Source organism: Sphingomonas sp. BK069, from assembly GCF_014193405.1.
Classification (GTDB): Bacteria; Pseudomonadota; Alphaproteobacteria; order Sphingomonadales; family Sphingomonadaceae; genus Sphingomonas.
In genome coordinates, this window is the sequence record NZ_JACHZH010000002.1 from 256350 (window position 1) to 271493 (window position 15144).

The window sequence follows — 15144 nt, forward strand, 5'->3', positions numbered from 1 at the left end:
ATCATGCCAGCGCTTGGCTGCTCGAAGCGGTGCCGCTGCCGCCCCGCCATGTGCCGCCGGTGGAGCACGCGCTGCTCCGGCTCGGCGGGCGTCACCCGCTCCACACCTTTCGCCGCGTTCATCCCGCCTTACCTATCGTTAACCAGCAGATGCTACCTTCCGTCCCGACACCAAGGGGGGATGTTCCGCGTGGCCTCGCAGCCCAGTATCGACAACCGGCGCGACCCGCGCTTCAGCACCGAGTGCCGCGCGATGGCGCGCGTCGCGATCTCGGTCACCATCCTCGACGTCTCGGCGAACGGGCTGCGCGCGCGCATCTCTTTGCCGCTCGCCGTCGGGACCTTGCTCAAATTGTCGCTGCCGGGGGGCAGCGAGCATCACGCGCGGATCGCCTGGAACGACGGTGACGTGTTCGGCTGCGAGTTCATGAAGACGCTGAACTCGCACGAGTTGCGCCGAGTCGTCGAGGCGAGCAGCAACGCCGCACCGGTCGCGATCAGCGGCTGAGCGGGGTCGCGCGTAGCTCGACCTGCCGCGCCGTCCGGTCGACGCGGACGGTGAACTCCGGCAGCCGCAGCTCGACACCGTCGGCGCCCTCCCAGTCGGCGTCGCGCATCGGCGCGCCGTCGAGCCGATACCAGCGCGCATCGTGCCGTAGCGTCGGATCGCGCAGCGCGGGTAGCGCGCGACGCCGTGCCGCCAGCGCGGCGACGACATCCTCCAGCGCGACGTCGCGTCCCGCCCAGTCGAGCCAAATGGTGGCGTTGTCCTGCGCATAGGCGTTGTTGTTACCGCGCTGGGTGCGGCCGAACTCGTCGCCCGCGGTGAGCATGATGGTACCGCGGGTGGCGAATAGCGTTGCCAGCAGCGCGCGCGCGTCGGCGGCACGCCGCGCCCGTACCGCGGGATCGTCACTCGCACCCTCGACGCCGTTGTTCCACGCGATCTCGCCGCCGTGGCCGTCGCGATTGTCCTCGCCGTTGGCGTGGTTGTGGCGCTCGGCGTGCGCGACGAGGTCGGCGAGCGTGAAGCCGTCGTGCGCGGCGACGAAGCTTACCCCGCGCGTGCGCTCGGCGCCGAACACGTCGCTCGATCCCGACAGCCGCGTCGCCAGCGCCCCCGCGCCGCCGTCGCCGCGCCAGAAACGGCGCACGTCGTCGCGGTAGCGGTCGTTCCACTCCCACCAGCCTTCCGGAAAGGCGCCGAGCTGGTAGCCACCCGGCCCGGTGTCCCATGGCTCGGCGATCATCACGCGGTCGTGGAGCAGCGGGTCGGCCGCGATCTCGGCGAAGATCGGCGCGTCGGCGGCGAAGCCGGGGCCGCGCGCCATCACCGTGGCGAGATCGAAGCGGAAGCCGTCCACCCCCGCTTGTGCGACGAAGTGGCGCAGCGAGTCGCACACCAGCGCGCGCACCCAGCCCCGCGCGAAATCGAGCGTGTTGCCCGTGCCGGTATCGTTGATCAGCGTGCCGTCCGACGCGCGCGCATAGGCCGTGTCGTCGAGCCCGCGCAGCGACAGCGTCGGGCCGAGCAGGTCGCTCTCGCCAGTGTGGTTGAAGACCAGGTCGAGGATCGTGCCGATCCCCGCCGCGCGCAGCGCCGCGACCGTGTCGCGCAGCTCGCGTATGCCGCCGGGCACCAGCCGCGGGTCGAGCGCCATCGGCACCACCGGGTTGTAGCCCCAGGCGTTGCGCAGCCCGAGCGGCGGCAGGTGGCGCTCGTCGATCCAAGCGGTGATCGGCATCAGCTCGACCGCGTCGACCCCGATCTTGCGCAGGTGCGCGATCACCGCGGGGTGCGCCAGCGCCGCGACGGTGCCGCGCTGCGCCGCGGGCACCTCGGGATGCAGCATGGTGAAGCCGCGGACGTTGATCTCGTAGATCAGCCCGCCCGCACGCGTGAGCGGCGGCAGATCGCGCGGCGGCAGCGGCGCGCGCACGATCGCCTTGGGCACCAGCGCGGCGGTGTCGGCGCCGTACGCGGCCAGCCGCGGATCGTAGGCGAAGGCTCGGTCGAGCTCGGTCGCGTGCGGGTCGACGAGCAGCTTGGCCACGTCGAACGGCGCGTCGCCCTCGGCGCGGAAGCCGTAGCGCACACCCTCGCCGACGCCGGTGACGTGGACGCGCCAGCCCTCGCCGTCGCGTGCCATCGTGACACGGCGTTCGTCCTGGCCGTCGAACAGGCATAGCCATAGCACCGCCGCGGCGGGCGCGCGCACCGCGAAGGTGACGCCGCCCGCCTCGATGACCGCGGTCACGTCACGACGTCGGGGCGCTCGCGGCCGGTGTGCTGGCGGATCGCGGCGAGCTGCTCGGCCGCGGCGACGATGTCGGCGAGCATGTCGCCGGTCTCGGCGTCGAGGTCACCGCCCGCCGGCTCGTAGCGCTCGAGGTAGACGCGCAGCGTCGCGCCGCTGGTGCCCGTGCCAGAGAGACGGAAGACGACACGGCTGCCGCCCTCGAACAGCACGCGCACGCCCTGGTTGCGGCTGGTCGAACCGTCGGTCGGGTCCTCATAGGCGAAGTCGTCGGCCTCGGCGATCGTAAGCCCGGCGACGCTCGTTCCCGGCAGTGTCGCCAGCTTGCCGCGCAGCTCGCGCATCAGCGTGTCCGCGGCGGCGCTGTCGACGCCCTCATAGTCGTGGCGCGCGTAATAGTTGCGGCCGTAGGTGGCCCAATGCGCGCGCGCGATCTGGTCGACGCTCTTGCCGGTCGCCGCCAGGATGTTGAGCCACAGCAGCACCGCCCATAGCCCGTCCTTCTCGCGGACATGGTCGCTGCCGGTGCCCGCGCTTTCCTCGCCGCAGATCGTCGCCATGCCGGCGTCGAGCAGGTTGCCGAAGAACTTCCAGCCGGTCGGCGTCTCATAGGCGGGGATGCCGAGCTTCTCGGCGACGCGGTCGGCCGCGGCGCTGGTCGGCATCGAGCGCGCGATGCCCTTGAGCCCGTCCTTGTACCCCGGCGCGAGATGCGCGTTCGCCGCGAGCATCGCGAGGCTGTCCGAGGGCGTGACGAAGCGGTTGCGCCCGATGATCAGGTTGCGGTCGCCGTCGCCGTCCGAGGCCGCGCCGAAGTCGGGCGCGTCGGCGGACATCATCAGCTCGTACAGCTCATGCGCGTGGACGAGGTTGGGGTCGGGATGATGGCCGCCGAAATCCTCCAGCGGCGTACCGTTGCGCACCGTGCCCGGCGCGAAGCCGAGCCGGCGCTCGAGGATCTCGATCGCGTACGGCCCGGTCACCGCGCTCATCGCGTCGAACGCCACCGTCAGCCCGGCGGAGCGGATCGCGGCGAAGTCGAACAGCTGCTCCATCTGCGCGGCATAGTCGGCGACGGGGTCGATCACCTCGACCGCCATGCCCTCCACCGTGACCTCGCCGAGCGTGTCGAGGTCGATGTCGGCGCTGTCGGCGGCGTGCCACTCGCTGAGCGACACCGTGCGCGCGTGGATCGCCTCGGTAACCTTTTCGGGCGCTGGGCCGCCGTTCGCGACATTGTACTTGATCCCGAAGTCCTCGTCGGGGCCGCCGGGATTGTGGCTCGCCGACAGCACCAGCCCGCCGAGCGCGCCGCGCTGGCGGATCACGTTCGAGGCGGCGGGGGTCGAGAGGATGCCGCCCTGCCCCACCACGACGCGTGCGAAGCCCGCGGCCGCGGCCATGCGGATCGCCTTCTGGATCACGACCCGGTTGAGGTAGCGACCGTCGCCGCCGATCACGAGCGTCGCGCCCTGCTTGCCCTCGACCACGTCAAACACCGACTGGATGAAGTTCTCGGCGTAGTTAGGCTGCTCGAACACGCGCACCTTCTTGCGCAGCCCCGAGGTGCCGGGCTTCTGGTCGTCGAACGGCGTGGTAGCGGTGGTGACGATCATGCGGCGAGCAGCTCCCTGTACAATGACGCGTAACGGCGACCGCTCGTCGCCCATGAGAAATCGGCCGCCATGCCGGCGCGCTGGATCTGCTCCCAGCGCTCGGCATCGGCGTAGAGGTCGGTCGCCAGTGCGATCGCACCCACCAGTGACTCGTAGGTGACGGTATCGAACTGAATACCCGTGGCAACACCGGCCGCGAGCGCGGCGGCATTGGCGTGGATCACGGTGTCGGCGAGCCCGCCGGTGCGCGCCACCACGGGGACGCAGCCATAGGCGAGGCCGTAGAGCTGGGTCAGTCCGCACGGCTCGAAGCGCGACGGGATCAGGATCGCGTCGCTGCCCGCCTGGAGCAGGTGCGACAGCGCCTCGTCATAGCCGAGCCGCACGCCGATCTGGCCGGGGAAGCGCTCGGCGGCGTCGCGGAAGGCCTGTTCGATCCAGGCGTCGCCCGAGCCGAGCAGCGCGAGCCGCGCGCCGCGCTCGACCAGTGCAGGGATCGCGTCGGCGAGCACGTCCATCCCCTTCTGCCACGTCAGCCGGCTGACGACGCAGAAGATCGGGCCGTCACCGGCGTCGAGGTCGAAGGCCTCCTCCACCGCGCGCTTGTTGGTGACGCGGCGGGCGAGCGTGGCGGCATCGTAGCGCGCCGGCAGCGACGGGTCGGCGGACGGCGACCACACCGCGGTGTCGATGCCGTTGACGATCCCGCTGACGCGGCGCTGGCGCGTGCGCATCAGCCCCTCCAGCCCCATGCCGAAATCGGGCGAGAGGATCTCGCGCGCGTAGGTCGGGCTCACCGTGGTGATCGCGTCGGCGGACTCGAGCCCCGCCTTGAGGTAGCCGACGCCGCCATAATATTCGACGCCGTCGACCGCGAAGGCGTGCGCGGGCAACGCCAGCGAGGCGAAGATGCCGGCGTCATAGCGCCCCTGGAAGGCGATGTTGTGAATCGTCATCACCGTGCGCGGCACGTCCGCCGCGGGCGGCGCGAAGCGGAGATAGGCCGGCGCCAGCCCGGACTGCCAGTCGTGCGCGTGGAGCACGTCGAAGCGCTCGCTCGCCACCGCGCCACCCGCCACGTCCGCCGCGGCGCGCGCGAAGGCGGCGAAGCGGCGCCAGTTGTCGTCCCAGTCGCGCCCGGCCGGGTCGCCGTACGGCCCGCCCTCGCGCGCGAAATAGCCGGGCGCGTCGAGCACGAGCAGGCGATGTCCCGCGATCTCGCCCTCGAGCAGCTGCGCCGGCGCGCCGAGCAGGTCCGGCCAGCGGTGCAGCGGCGCGCCCCATCCGTGACTCACCTCGCCTGAACCATCGAGCTCCTGCGCACGCAGGAGCCCAGGGCCGCGCTCGTCACCCTTGTGACTCTGGGCTCCGGCGTTCGCCGGAGCACGCGCACGCTTGGCGGCATCAGCCTCCAGCGCGGCGAGGACTCGCGGATAGCCCGGCAGGAAGGTGGTCACGTCGACGCCATGCGGCGCGAGCGCGGCGGGCAGCGCGCCGACCACGTCGCCCAGCCCCCCGGTCTTCACCAGCGGATAGGCCTCGGACGCGACCGAGAGGACCGAGAGCGCCATGTCAGCCGAGGCGATCGATCATCGGCTGGGTGATCAGGCAGACGCCCTTCTCGGTGCGGCGGAACCGATGGGCGTCAAGCTCCGGATCCTCGCCGACGATCAGCCCGTCGGGGATGATCACACCGCGATCGAGCACCACCTTGCTCAGCTGGGCGCCGCGGCCGATGTGACAATGCGGCAGCACCACCGCCTCGTCCAGCGACGAGAAGCTGTGCGCCCGCACCCCGGTCGACACCAGGCTGCGATGCACGTTCGAGCCCGAGATGATCGTGTCGCCCGCGATCAGGCTCGACACCGCCTGGCCGCGCCGCCCCTCGATATCGTGGACGAACTTGGCCGGCGGGGTCAGCTCGGAATAGGTCCACAGCGGCCACTCGCGATCGTAGAGGTCGAGCTGCGGCACGACGTCGGTGAGGTCGATGCTCGCCTCCCAATAAGCGTCCACCGTGCCGACGTCGCGCCAATAGGCCGCGGGCTCGTCGGGCGAGCGGACGCAGCTGGCGGAGAAGCGGTGCGCATAGGCGTTGCCGTTCTTGACCAGGTACGGGATGATGTCCTTGCCGAAGTCGCGCGCCGACCCTTCCGTCGCTGCGTCGCGACGCAGCTGGTCGATCAGCAGCCGCGTGTGGAACACGTAGATGCCGAGGCTGGCGAGCGCGCGATCGGGCTGGCCCGGGATCGAGGGCGGATCGGCGGGCTTCTCGACGAAATCGATGATGCGATCCTGCTCGTCGACGTGCATCACGCCGAACGCGCTGGCCTCGTGCCGCGGCACCTCGAGGCACGCCACGGTGACGTCGGCACCGCTGTCGCAGTGCTGGCGCAGCATGATCTCATAGTCCATCTTGTAGATGTGATCGCCGGCCAGGATCACCATGAACTCGGGCGCGATGTCCTGGATGATGTCGATGTTCTGATAGACCGCGTCGGCGGTGCCCTCGTACCATTGAAACTCGCTGATCCGCTGCGAGGCGGGCAGGATGTCGAAGCTCTCGTTGCGCTCGGGGCGGAGGAAGTTCCATCCACGCTGCAGGTGGCGGATCAGCGAATGCGCCTTGTACTGTGTCGCGACGCCGATCCGCCGGATGCCCGAGTTGATCGCGTTGGACAGCGCGAAATCGATGATCCGGCTCTTGCCGCCGAAATAGACGGCTGGTTTCGCTCGCGTATCGGTAAGTTCCTTGAGGCGGCTCCCGCGACCGCCGGCCAGAACATAGGCCATGGCGTCGCGTGCCAGCGGCTGACCTCTGCGTTCGTCCACGTCAGACTCCTCCCTGTATCGTCTTTACTGCCGCGCGTCGGCCGGTTAGGTTCGGAACGCTCGAGCAGATTCCGCGTTGCTCAGTCAGTGATGGCGTATCAAGGAACGACAATGATAAGAGAGGATCTGCAATGGATCGCGCATATCCGTATCGTTCGCCCGACGGTCTGATCCGCGGGTTGATGACGGCCATTATTCCCTCGATCCTGGCCTGGGCCATGATCATCGCGGTGCTCACGCGGCTCTTCTGAGCGCTGCTCACCCTTCGAACTCCAGCATCACGGTCGCCAGCGGCGGCAGGGTAACGTCAGCATAGCCCGCCGCCGCGACGACGCCACCGAGATTGCCGAGCCCCGATCCCCAATATTCCTGCGCGTCCGAGTTGATCAGCTCGCGCCAGCGCCCTTCGAGCGGCAGCGGCACGCGATAGGGCATCCGCGCCACTGGCGTCATGTTGACGATCACCGCCACCGGCGGCGCACCGGGCGCACGCCGCAGCCAGGCGAACACCGAGTTCTCCGCGTCATCGCCGATCAGCCACTCGAACCCCTCGGGCTCGCAGTCGCGGGCATGCAGCGCGCGGTGCTCGCGGTAGACCTTGTTGAGATCGCGCACGAGCTTGCGCACGCCGTCGTGCGCGGATGAGTTGGTCAGCCCCCAGTCGAGCGCGCGCTCCTCGCTCCATTCCTGGCGCTGTGCGAACTCCTGCCCCATGAACAGCAGCTTCTTGCCGGGATAGCCCCACATCATCGCGTAATAGGCGCGCAGGTTGGCGAACTTCTGCCAGTCGTCGCCGGCCATCTTGGTGAGCATCGAACCCTTGCCATGCACCACCTCGTCGTGGCTGATCGGCAGGACGAAATTCTCGCTGAAGGCGTAGACCAGCCCGAAGGTGATATTGTGGTGGTGGTGGCGGCGGTGGATCGGGTCGCGCGCCATGTACTGGAGCGTGTCGTGCATCCAGCCCATGTTCCACTTGAAGCCGAAGCCGAGCGCGCTGGCGGCTCCCTCGTCATAGGCGGGCGTGGTCACGCCGGGCCAGCTGGTCGATTCCTCCGCGACGGTGATCACGCCGGGGTGGCGCGCGTAGACCGCCTTGTTGGTGGCGCGCAGGAACTCCACCGCTTCCCAGTTCTCGCGCCCGCCCTCTGTGTTGGGGATCCACTCGCCGGCCTTGCGCGAATAGTCGCGGTACAGCATCGACGCCACCGCATCGACGCGCAGCCCGTCGACATGGTAGCGCTCGGCCCAGAACAAAGCGTTGTTGACCAGAAACGCGGAGACCTCGCGCCGCCCGAAATTGTAGATCGCGGTGTTCCAGTCGGGGTGATAGCCGAGCCGCGGGTCCTGGTGCTCGTACAGCGCGGTGCCGTCGAAATGCGCGAGCCCGTGCGCGTCGGTCGGGAAGTGCGCCGGCACCCAGTCGAGCAGCACGCCCAGCCCGGCGCGGTGCGCGCCGTCGACGAAGCGCGCGAACCCCTCGTGGTCGCCGAAGCGCGCGCTCGGCGCGAACAGGCCGGTGGTCTGATAGCCCCAGCTCGGATCATAGGGATGTTCCGAGATCGGCATGAACTCGATGTGCGTGAAGCCCATCGCCACGGCATAGGGGATCAGCCGCTCGGCAAGCTCGTCCCAGCTGAGATACCAGCCGTTCTCGTCGCGGTCCCAGCTGCCCGCGTGGACCTCGTAGATGCTGATCGGCACGCGCCGCGGGTCGACCGAGGCCCAGGCGTCGCGGTGCGCCGCGTCGCCCCATTCATGGGTCGGCGGCGCGGTGGTGAGCGAGGCGGTCTTGGGGCGCAGCTCGGCGGCGAAGGCGTACGGGTCGGCCTTGAGCGGCTGCATCACGCCGTCCGGCCCGGTGATGGCGTATTTGTAGGCGCGCCCGGCGCCGATATCGGGGAGGAAGATCTCCCACACGCCGGTGTCGGCGCGCAGCCGCATGCCGTGGCGGCGCGCGTCCCAGTCGTTGAAGTCGCCCACCACCGCGACGCGCCGCGCGTTGGGCGCCCACACCGCGAAATGCACCCCATCGGCGCCCTCGTGGTGGAGCAGGTGCGCGCCGAGCTTGTCGTAGAGGCGGAAGTGCGTCCCCTCGTTCATCAGCAGGTCGTCGACCGGGCCGAGCACGGGACCGAAGCTGTACGGGTCGGTCACCCACCATTCCGCTCCGCCGCCGCGCGCGCGATAGCGCAGCGCCTGGGGATCGCCCTCGATCACGCCCTCGAACAGTCCGCGGTCGTCGACGCGGTCGAGCGTGCCGAGCGGCGCGCCCGCGAGCGTGTGCGGCTCGGCGCTCTCCGCGCCCGGTATCCAGGCGCGCGCGAACGTGCCCTTAGGCCCGGCATGCGCGCCGAGCAGGGCGAAGGGATCGGCGCTGGTGCCGTCGAGCAGCGCGTCGATCGCTGCCGCCGGCGGCCTCACAGCACGCCCCAGATCTCGCGCGCATACTCGCCGATCGTTCGATCGGACGAGAACCAGCCCATGTTGGCGGTGTTGCGGATCGCGCTGCGCTGCCAGCCATCGCGATCGCCCCAGCGGCGGTCGACCTCGCGCTGCGCGGCGGCATAGGCGTCGAAGTCGGCCGCGACCATGAACCAGTCGTGGTCGTACAGGCCGTTCATGAGATCGCGGTAGCGGTTCGGGTCATCCGGGGAAAACACGCCAGAGGCGATCGCGTTCACCGCCTGCGCCAGCTCCGCCGAATTTTCGATCACCGCGCGCGGCGAATACCCACCTGCGCGCTTCGCTGCTACCTCCTCCGCGGTCATCCCGAAGATCACGATGTTGTCGGCGCCGACATGGTCGCGGATCTCGATATTGGCGCCGTCGAGCGTGCCGATCGTCAGAGCACCGTTAAGCGCGAACTTCATGTTACCCGTGCCCGAGGCCTCCATGCCCGCGGTGGAGATCTGCTCGGAGAGATCGGCCGCCGGCACCATCCGCTCGGCGAGGCTGACGTTGTAATTGGGCAGGAATGCCACCTTGAGCAGCCCGCCGATGCTGGGATCGCCGTTGATCCGCCGCGCCACGTCGTTGGCCAGCTTGATGATCAGCTTGGCGTTGACGTAGCTCGACGCCGCCTTGCCCGCGAACAGCTTCACGCGCGGGGTCCAGTCGCGCTCGGGATGGCTGCGGATCTGGTCGTACAGCGCCACCGTCTCGACCAGATTGAGCAGCTGGCGTTTGTATTCGTGGATGCGTTTGATCTGGACGTCGAAGATCGAGTCGGGATCGAGCCGCAGCCCGATCGTGTCGCGGACATGCTCGGCCAGCGCGACCTTGTTGGCGCGCTTCACCGCGGCGAACTTCTCGCGGAATCCCGCGTCCTCGGCAAAGGGGGCGAGCGCGGGCAGTTTCTGCGCGTCGTCGGTGAAGTCCGGCCCGATCGCCTCCGTGATCAATGCGGTCAACGCGGGGTTGCAGCCCTGCAGCCAGCGCCGCGGCGTGATGCCGTTGGTCTTGTTGTTGATCCGGTCGGGATAGAGGCGGTGGAGGTCGGCGAAGACGGTCGACTTCATCAGCTGCGTGTGCAGCGCCGCCACGCCGTTCACGCTGTGCGCGCCCGCGAAGGCGAGGTTGGCCATCCGCACGCGGCGCTCGCCGCCCTCGTCGATCAGGCTGATCGCGGCGATGGCGCGGTCGTCTATCCCCTCGGCGGCGCGCGCCTCGCGCAGCAGCTTGGCGTTGATCGCGTAGACCAATTGCATGTGGCGCGGCAGCAGCCGCTCGAACAGCGGCAGCGGCCAGCTCTCCAGCGCCTCGGGCAGCAAGGTGTGGTTGGTGTAGCCGAAGGTGGCGCGGGTGATCGCCCAGGCCGCATCCATGTCGAGCTCGTGGTGATCGACCAGCAGCCGCATCAGCTCGGCCACCGCCACCGCGGGATGGGTGTCGTTGAGCTGAATCGCGGCGCGATCGGGCAGCGTGCGGATGTCGCCGAAATACTGGATGTGGCGGCGAACGATGTCCTGGATCGACGCCGAGGAGAAGAAATATTCCTGGCGCAGCCGCAGCTCCTGCCCGGCCGCGGTGGAGTCGTTGGGGTAGAGCACGCGCACCAGGCTGTCGGCGCGGAGCTGGTCCGCCATCGCGCCCTCGAAGTCGCCGCGGTTGAAGGCATCGAGCTTGAACGGGTCGAGGCTGCGCGCGGTCCACAGCCGCAGCGTGTTGACGCGCTTGCCGCGCCAGCCGACCACGGGCGTATCGACCGCGACCGCCTCGACCGCCTCGCCGGGCTGCCAGTGGACACGGCCGGCCTCGTCGCCGGTCACCTCGCCGCCGAAGCCGACGAAATAGGCGCTCTCGCGCCGCTCGAACTCCCAGGGATTGCCATGCGCCAGCCAGGTCTCGGGCAGCTCGACCTGCCAGCCGTCGTCGATGCGCTGGCGGAACATGCCGTTCACGTAGCGGATGCCGTAGCCGTAGGCGGGCAGGTCGAGCGTCGCCAGGCTCTCCATGAAACAGGCCGCCAGCCGCCCGAGGCCGCCGTTGCCGAGCGCGGCGTCGGGCTCCAGCTCCTCGATCCCGCCGAGGTCGACGCCGAGCTGGCGCAGCGCCTCGCCCACCTCGTCGCGGTGACGCAGGTTGGCGAGCGTGTCGCGCAGCAGCCGACCGATCAGGAACTCGAGGCTGAGATAATAGACCCGCTTGGCGCCAGCGGCGTGCGCCTGCTTAGTGGAGGCCATCCAGCGCTCGATGATCTCGTTGCGCAGCGTGAGGATCGTCGCCTCGAGCCAGTCGTGCGGGCGCGCGGCGCGCTCGTCCTTGCCGATGCGGTGGACGAGCGTGTCGATGATGGCGAGCGCGAGCGGCCCGCGCTCGCTGACGTCGGTGGTCGCGGTCAAGTGTCTGGCCCCCGGGCGATGATGTCGGTGCCGACCCTAACCGCGCGGCGCCGCGGTGGCTATGTCCGAGATGGCGGGATGATCGGGCCGTCCGCGATAGGCCTGCACGTCGAGCGCGGCGCCGAGCAGGAAGGCGTAGACGCTGATCCACAGCCAGGTCAGCACCACGATGATCGCGCTCAGCGAGCCGTAGGTCGCGCCGTAATTGCCGAAATTGGCGACGTAGAGGCTGAACCCGACGTTGGCGAGCAACCACACCGCGGTGGCCACCACCGTGCCCGGCGTCGCCCAGCGCAGCCGCGCGCGCGGGCGATAGGGACCGAAGCGGAACAGCAGCGACGCGCCGGTGATCACCAGCAGTGCGAGCGCGAGATAGGTCGCGATCCGGATCACCACCAGCACCACCGCGGGGAACCACGGGATCAGCGTGCCGATGAACGCGGCGAGCGCGCTCGCGGCGATGCCGGTCAGCACCAGCACGACGCCGGCGAGCACGATCGCGAAGGAGGTCAGCGTCCAGGTCACGAAGCTGCGCTTGTCCTTCACCTCATAGGCGACGTTCAGCGCGGTCATCATCGAGGTCGCGGCCTTGCTGCCGCCGTACAGCGCGATGGCCAGCGCAAGGATGATGCCTAGCCCCTTCTTGCCCTGCGAGCCCGAGACGACCGTGTCGAGCTGCTGGCCGATCAGCACCGCCACATCGCGCGGGAAAGCGGCGAACAGGGCGCGGATGTCCTCCTGCACCGTCTGAGCGTCCGCGAACAGGCCGTAGCCGAGCACCGTCACCGCGAGGATCGGCGCGATCGAGGAGATGATGTAGAAGGCGGCTCCGGCCGCGATCAGCCCGAGATTATCGGCGTCCGAGGCGGTGTAGGCGCGCTTCAGCTGGCCCCACCAGTCGGCGCGGAAGGAGCGCCACAGGTCGGCGGAGGAAAGGTCGACTCGCATTATACCGGGCAACGCCGCAGCGCGGCGGAGGGTCCGTGGAGAAATGTTGCGCGAGGTGAAGGGGTTGGAGGGTTACCTCTGCACAGCCGCCGGTCGCCTGAGGACCACACACGCCTTTCGACCTCCGGCGTGCCCCTTACCGTACGTCATCCCCGCGGAGGCGGGGATCCATAGGCGCGAACGTCGCGCCTCATGACCAGACGTCAGCGTGTCTGGATTCCCGCCTTCGCGGGAATGACGGAGGAAGAGGAGCGGGAGCGATCACTGTCGTGTCCCCCAGCCGCTCACACCGTGAAGCTCTCCCCGCAGCCGCACGCGCCCTTCGCGTTGGGATTGTTGAACACGAACCCCGCGGTGAAATCGTCCTCGACCCAGTCCATCGTCGAGCCGATCAGGTACAGCAGCGACGCGCCGTCGACGAACAGCACCCCGCCCGGCGTCTCGATCCGCTCGTCCATCGCGCTCGCCGCCTCGACGTAATCGACCGAATAGGCCAGCCCCGAGCAGCCGCGCCGCGGCGTCGAAAGCTTCACGCCGACCGCGCCTTCCGGGGCCTTGCCCATCAGCTCGGCGATCCGCGCCTCGGCGCTCGCCGTCAGGTTCAGCGCCGCGGGGCGCGCACGCAGGGTGGTGGCCATCACAGCATCCCCAGTTCGAGCTTGGCGTCGTCGGACATCTTCTGCGGGTCCCAGGGCGGATCCCACACCAGGTTGACGTCGGCGAAGGCGATGCCCGGCACGGCGGCGACGCGCATCTCCACCTCGCCCGGCATCGACTCGGCGACCGGGCAGTTCGGCGTCGTCAGCGTCATGGTCACCGTCGCCTGGCCGGCGTCGGTCACCTCGACGGCGTAGATCAGACCCAGGTCGTAGATGTTGACCGGGATCTCGGGGTCGTAGATCTCCTTGAGCGCGTCGATCACGCCCTCATAGAGCGCGCCGCCGGGCTCGTGCGGCGCCTCGCCGCCGGCGGGCTGCTGCGCCAGGAAGCCGGCGAGATAGTCACGCTGCCGCCCCTCCCCGCCTGCAGGCTCGACCGCGTCGGACACCTTGGCGCGCGGCGGCGCCTGCACCGTCTCGACTTCCTCGACCTTGATCGGGTCGCTCATCGTCCCTCGTCCCTATCCAAAACCGTCATCCGAAGATCCGGGCCACGCGCTCGATCCCCGCGGCGAGCGCGGCGACGTCGTCCGGGCCGTTGTACACGCCGAAGCTGGCGCGCGCGGTCGCCTCGACCTTCAGCGCCGCCATCAGCGGCTGCGCGCAATGATGGCCGGCGCGGATCGCCACCTTCGACTCGTCCAAGATGGTGCCGATGTCGTGCGGATGCACCCCCTCCATCGCGAAGGAGACGATCCCGGCGCTGTCCGCCGGCCCGAGCACGCGCACCGAGTTGATGCGGCCGAGCGCCTCACGCGCCTGCGCCACCAGCGCGGTCTCGTGCGCGTGGATGCGCTCGAGCCCGATCCCCTGCACATAGTCGATCGCCGCGGCCAGCCCGAGCGCGCCGACGATGTGCGGCGTCCCCGCCTCGAACCGCGTCGGCGCGGGGGCGTAGGTGGTGCGCTCGAACGACACGCGATCGATCATCGAGCCGCCGCCCTGGTAGGGCGGCATCGCGTCGAGCAGCGCGCGCCGGCCCCACAGCACGCCGATCCCGGTCGGGCCGTACAGCTTGTGCCCGGAGAAGACGTAGAAGTCGCAGCCGAGCGCGCGCACGTCGACCGGCAGCCGCGCCACCGCCTGGCAGCCGTCAATCAGGATCGTCGCGCCGACCGCGTGCGCGAGTTCGCTCGCGCCGCGCACGTCGAGTACCGAGCCAAGCACGTTGGAGACGTGCGCGAGCGCGACGAGCTTGTGCTCGGGGCGGAGCATCCGTGCCATGGCGTCGAGGTCGATGCGCTGGTCGGCGGTGAGCGGGACGACGTCGATCGCGGCGCCGACCCGCTCGGCCACCATCTGCCACGGCACGATGTTGCTGTGGTGCTCGAGCGTGGAGAGCAGGATGCGGTCGCCGGCTTTCAGCGTCGTGCCCGCGAACGACTGGGCGACGAGGTTGATCGCCTCGGTGGCGCCGCGGACGAAGACGATCTCGTCGGGCGTAGCGTTGACGAAGCGCGCGACGGTCTCGCGCGCCGCCTCATAGGCCAGGGTCATGTCGGCGGAGCGCTGGTACACGCCGCGGTGGACGGTGGCGTAATCGGTGTCGTAACCGCGCGTGATCGCGTCGATCACCGCGCGCGGCTTCTGCGCCGTGGCGGCGGTGTCGAGATAGGCCCAGCCGGCGGGGATGGCGGGAAAATCCGCGACGACGTCGAGCGGGCGCGCGGCGGGATCGGCGGTCAGGACGGTCATGCGCGCTCCCCAATGTTGAGTAAGTTGAGTCGGGAGGAGGGTGTGGGGCGGCGGGGGACCGACGCCCGCCACTTCTCTGCCGTCACCCCGGACTTGATCCGGGGTCCATGGTTCCGCGCACGCATCAGCCGCTGGGTACGCGGAGAGATGGATACCGGATCAAGTCCGGGATGACGGGCGGGGGTGAGCCGGTCCAGCTCGCCCCCGCCAATATTGCGAATGTTGAGTCGCCCGTGCCCCACGCGCGCGTCGGTGTTCGAGGAGCCGGGAGTTGTCACCACCGCCTCATCGCA

At 69.6% G+C, this 15144-nt stretch carries 11 protein-coding genes; 1 reads left to right on the forward strand and 10 read right to left on the reverse strand.

Features of this window, described 5'->3' with window-relative positions; translation table 11 throughout:
* Window positions 1-189: 189 nt before the first annotated feature.
* A complete protein-coding gene (locus tag FHY02_RS09810) occupies window positions 190-507 on the forward strand; it encodes a PilZ domain-containing protein (RefSeq protein WP_183921746.1) in 318 nt (105 codons plus the stop codon).
* On the opposite strand, the gene FHY02_RS09815 is transcribed toward FHY02_RS09810, so the two are convergent.
* The 10 genes from FHY02_RS09815 to FHY02_RS09860 all read right to left on the reverse strand — a co-directional run bounded on the left by FHY02_RS09815 (window position 497) and on the right by FHY02_RS09860 (window position 14851).
* Entirely contained in the window at window positions 497-2257 is a 1761-nt protein-coding gene (locus FHY02_RS09815; RefSeq protein WP_311731814.1) for a glycogen debranching enzyme, read from the reverse strand. The genes FHY02_RS09810 and FHY02_RS09815 overlap by 11 nt on opposite strands.
* Window positions 2254-3873 (reverse strand): alpha-D-glucose phosphate-specific phosphoglucomutase, encoded by a 1620-nt coding sequence (locus FHY02_RS09820; RefSeq protein ID WP_183921747.1) that lies wholly within the window; start codon window positions 3871-3873, stop codon window positions 2254-2256. The genes FHY02_RS09815 and FHY02_RS09820 overlap by 4 nt, the downstream gene beginning before the upstream one ends.
* Window positions 3870-5444, reverse strand: coding sequence for a glycogen synthase GlgA (glgA, locus tag FHY02_RS09825; RefSeq protein ID WP_183921748.1), 1575 nt, complete (start codon window positions 5442-5444; stop codon window positions 3870-3872). Before glgA ends, FHY02_RS09820 begins: the two co-directional genes overlap by 4 nt.
* A gap of 1 nt (window position 5445) precedes the next feature.
* Complete coding sequence (gene glgC / locus FHY02_RS09830) at window positions 5446-6705, reverse strand: glucose-1-phosphate adenylyltransferase (protein WP_183921749.1); 1260 nt, start codon at window positions 6703-6705, stop codon at window positions 5446-5448.
* 258 nt (window positions 6706-6963) lie between these two features.
* Window positions 6964-9129: a 1,4-alpha-glucan branching protein GlgB gene (glgB, locus tag FHY02_RS09835; protein WP_183921750.1), complete on the reverse strand. Its 2166-nt coding sequence runs from the start codon at window positions 9127-9129 to the stop codon at window positions 6964-6966.
* The gene (locus FHY02_RS09840; protein WP_183921751.1) at window positions 9126-11549 is read right to left on the reverse strand and encodes a glycogen/starch/alpha-glucan phosphorylase; all 2424 of its coding nucleotides are present in this window, start codon (window positions 11547-11549) and stop codon (window positions 9126-9128) included. The genes glgB and FHY02_RS09840 overlap by 4 nt, the downstream gene beginning before the upstream one ends.
* Before the next feature lie 36 nt (window positions 11550-11585).
* Window positions 11586-12497: a YihY/virulence factor BrkB family protein gene (locus tag FHY02_RS09845; protein WP_183921752.1), complete on the reverse strand. Its 912-nt coding sequence runs from the start codon at window positions 12495-12497 to the stop codon at window positions 11586-11588.
* 284 nt (window positions 12498-12781) lie between these two features.
* The gene (locus FHY02_RS09850) at window positions 12782-13135 is read right to left on the reverse strand and encodes an iron-sulfur cluster assembly accessory protein (RefSeq protein WP_183921753.1); all 354 of its coding nucleotides are present in this window, start codon (window positions 13133-13135) and stop codon (window positions 12782-12784) included.
* Complete coding sequence (locus FHY02_RS09855; RefSeq protein WP_183921754.1) at window positions 13135-13605, reverse strand: SUF system Fe-S cluster assembly protein; 471 nt, start codon at window positions 13603-13605, stop codon at window positions 13135-13137. Before FHY02_RS09855 ends, FHY02_RS09850 begins: the two co-directional genes overlap by 1 nt.
* 25 nt (window positions 13606-13630) lie before the next feature.
* Entirely contained in the window at window positions 13631-14851 is a 1221-nt protein-coding gene (locus tag FHY02_RS09860) for an aminotransferase class V-fold PLP-dependent enzyme (RefSeq protein WP_183921755.1), read from the reverse strand.
* Window positions 14852-15144 lie beyond the last annotated feature (293 nt).

Coding starts and splice junctions, on each gene's coding strand:
- FHY02_RS09860 (WP_183921755.1), bottom strand. CDS start 14,851: ATGACCGTCCTGACCGCCGATCCCGCCGCGCGCCCGCTCGACGTCGTC.
- glgA (WP_183921748.1), bottom strand. CDS start 5,444: ATGGCGCTCTCGGTCCTCTCGGTCGCGTCCGAGGCCTATCCGCTGGTG.
- FHY02_RS09820 (WP_183921747.1), bottom strand. CDS start 3,873: ATGATCGTCACCACCGCTACCACGCCGTTCGACGACCAGAAGCCCGGC.
- FHY02_RS09845 (WP_183921752.1), bottom strand. CDS start 12,497: ATGCGAGTCGACCTTTCCTCCGCCGACCTGTGGCGCTCCTTCCGCGCC.
- FHY02_RS09850 (WP_183921753.1), bottom strand. CDS start 13,135: ATGGCCACCACCCTGCGTGCGCGCCCCGCGGCGCTGAACCTGACGGCG.
- FHY02_RS09855 (WP_183921754.1), bottom strand. CDS start 13,605: ATGAGCGACCCGATCAAGGTCGAGGAAGTCGAGACGGTGCAGGCGCCG.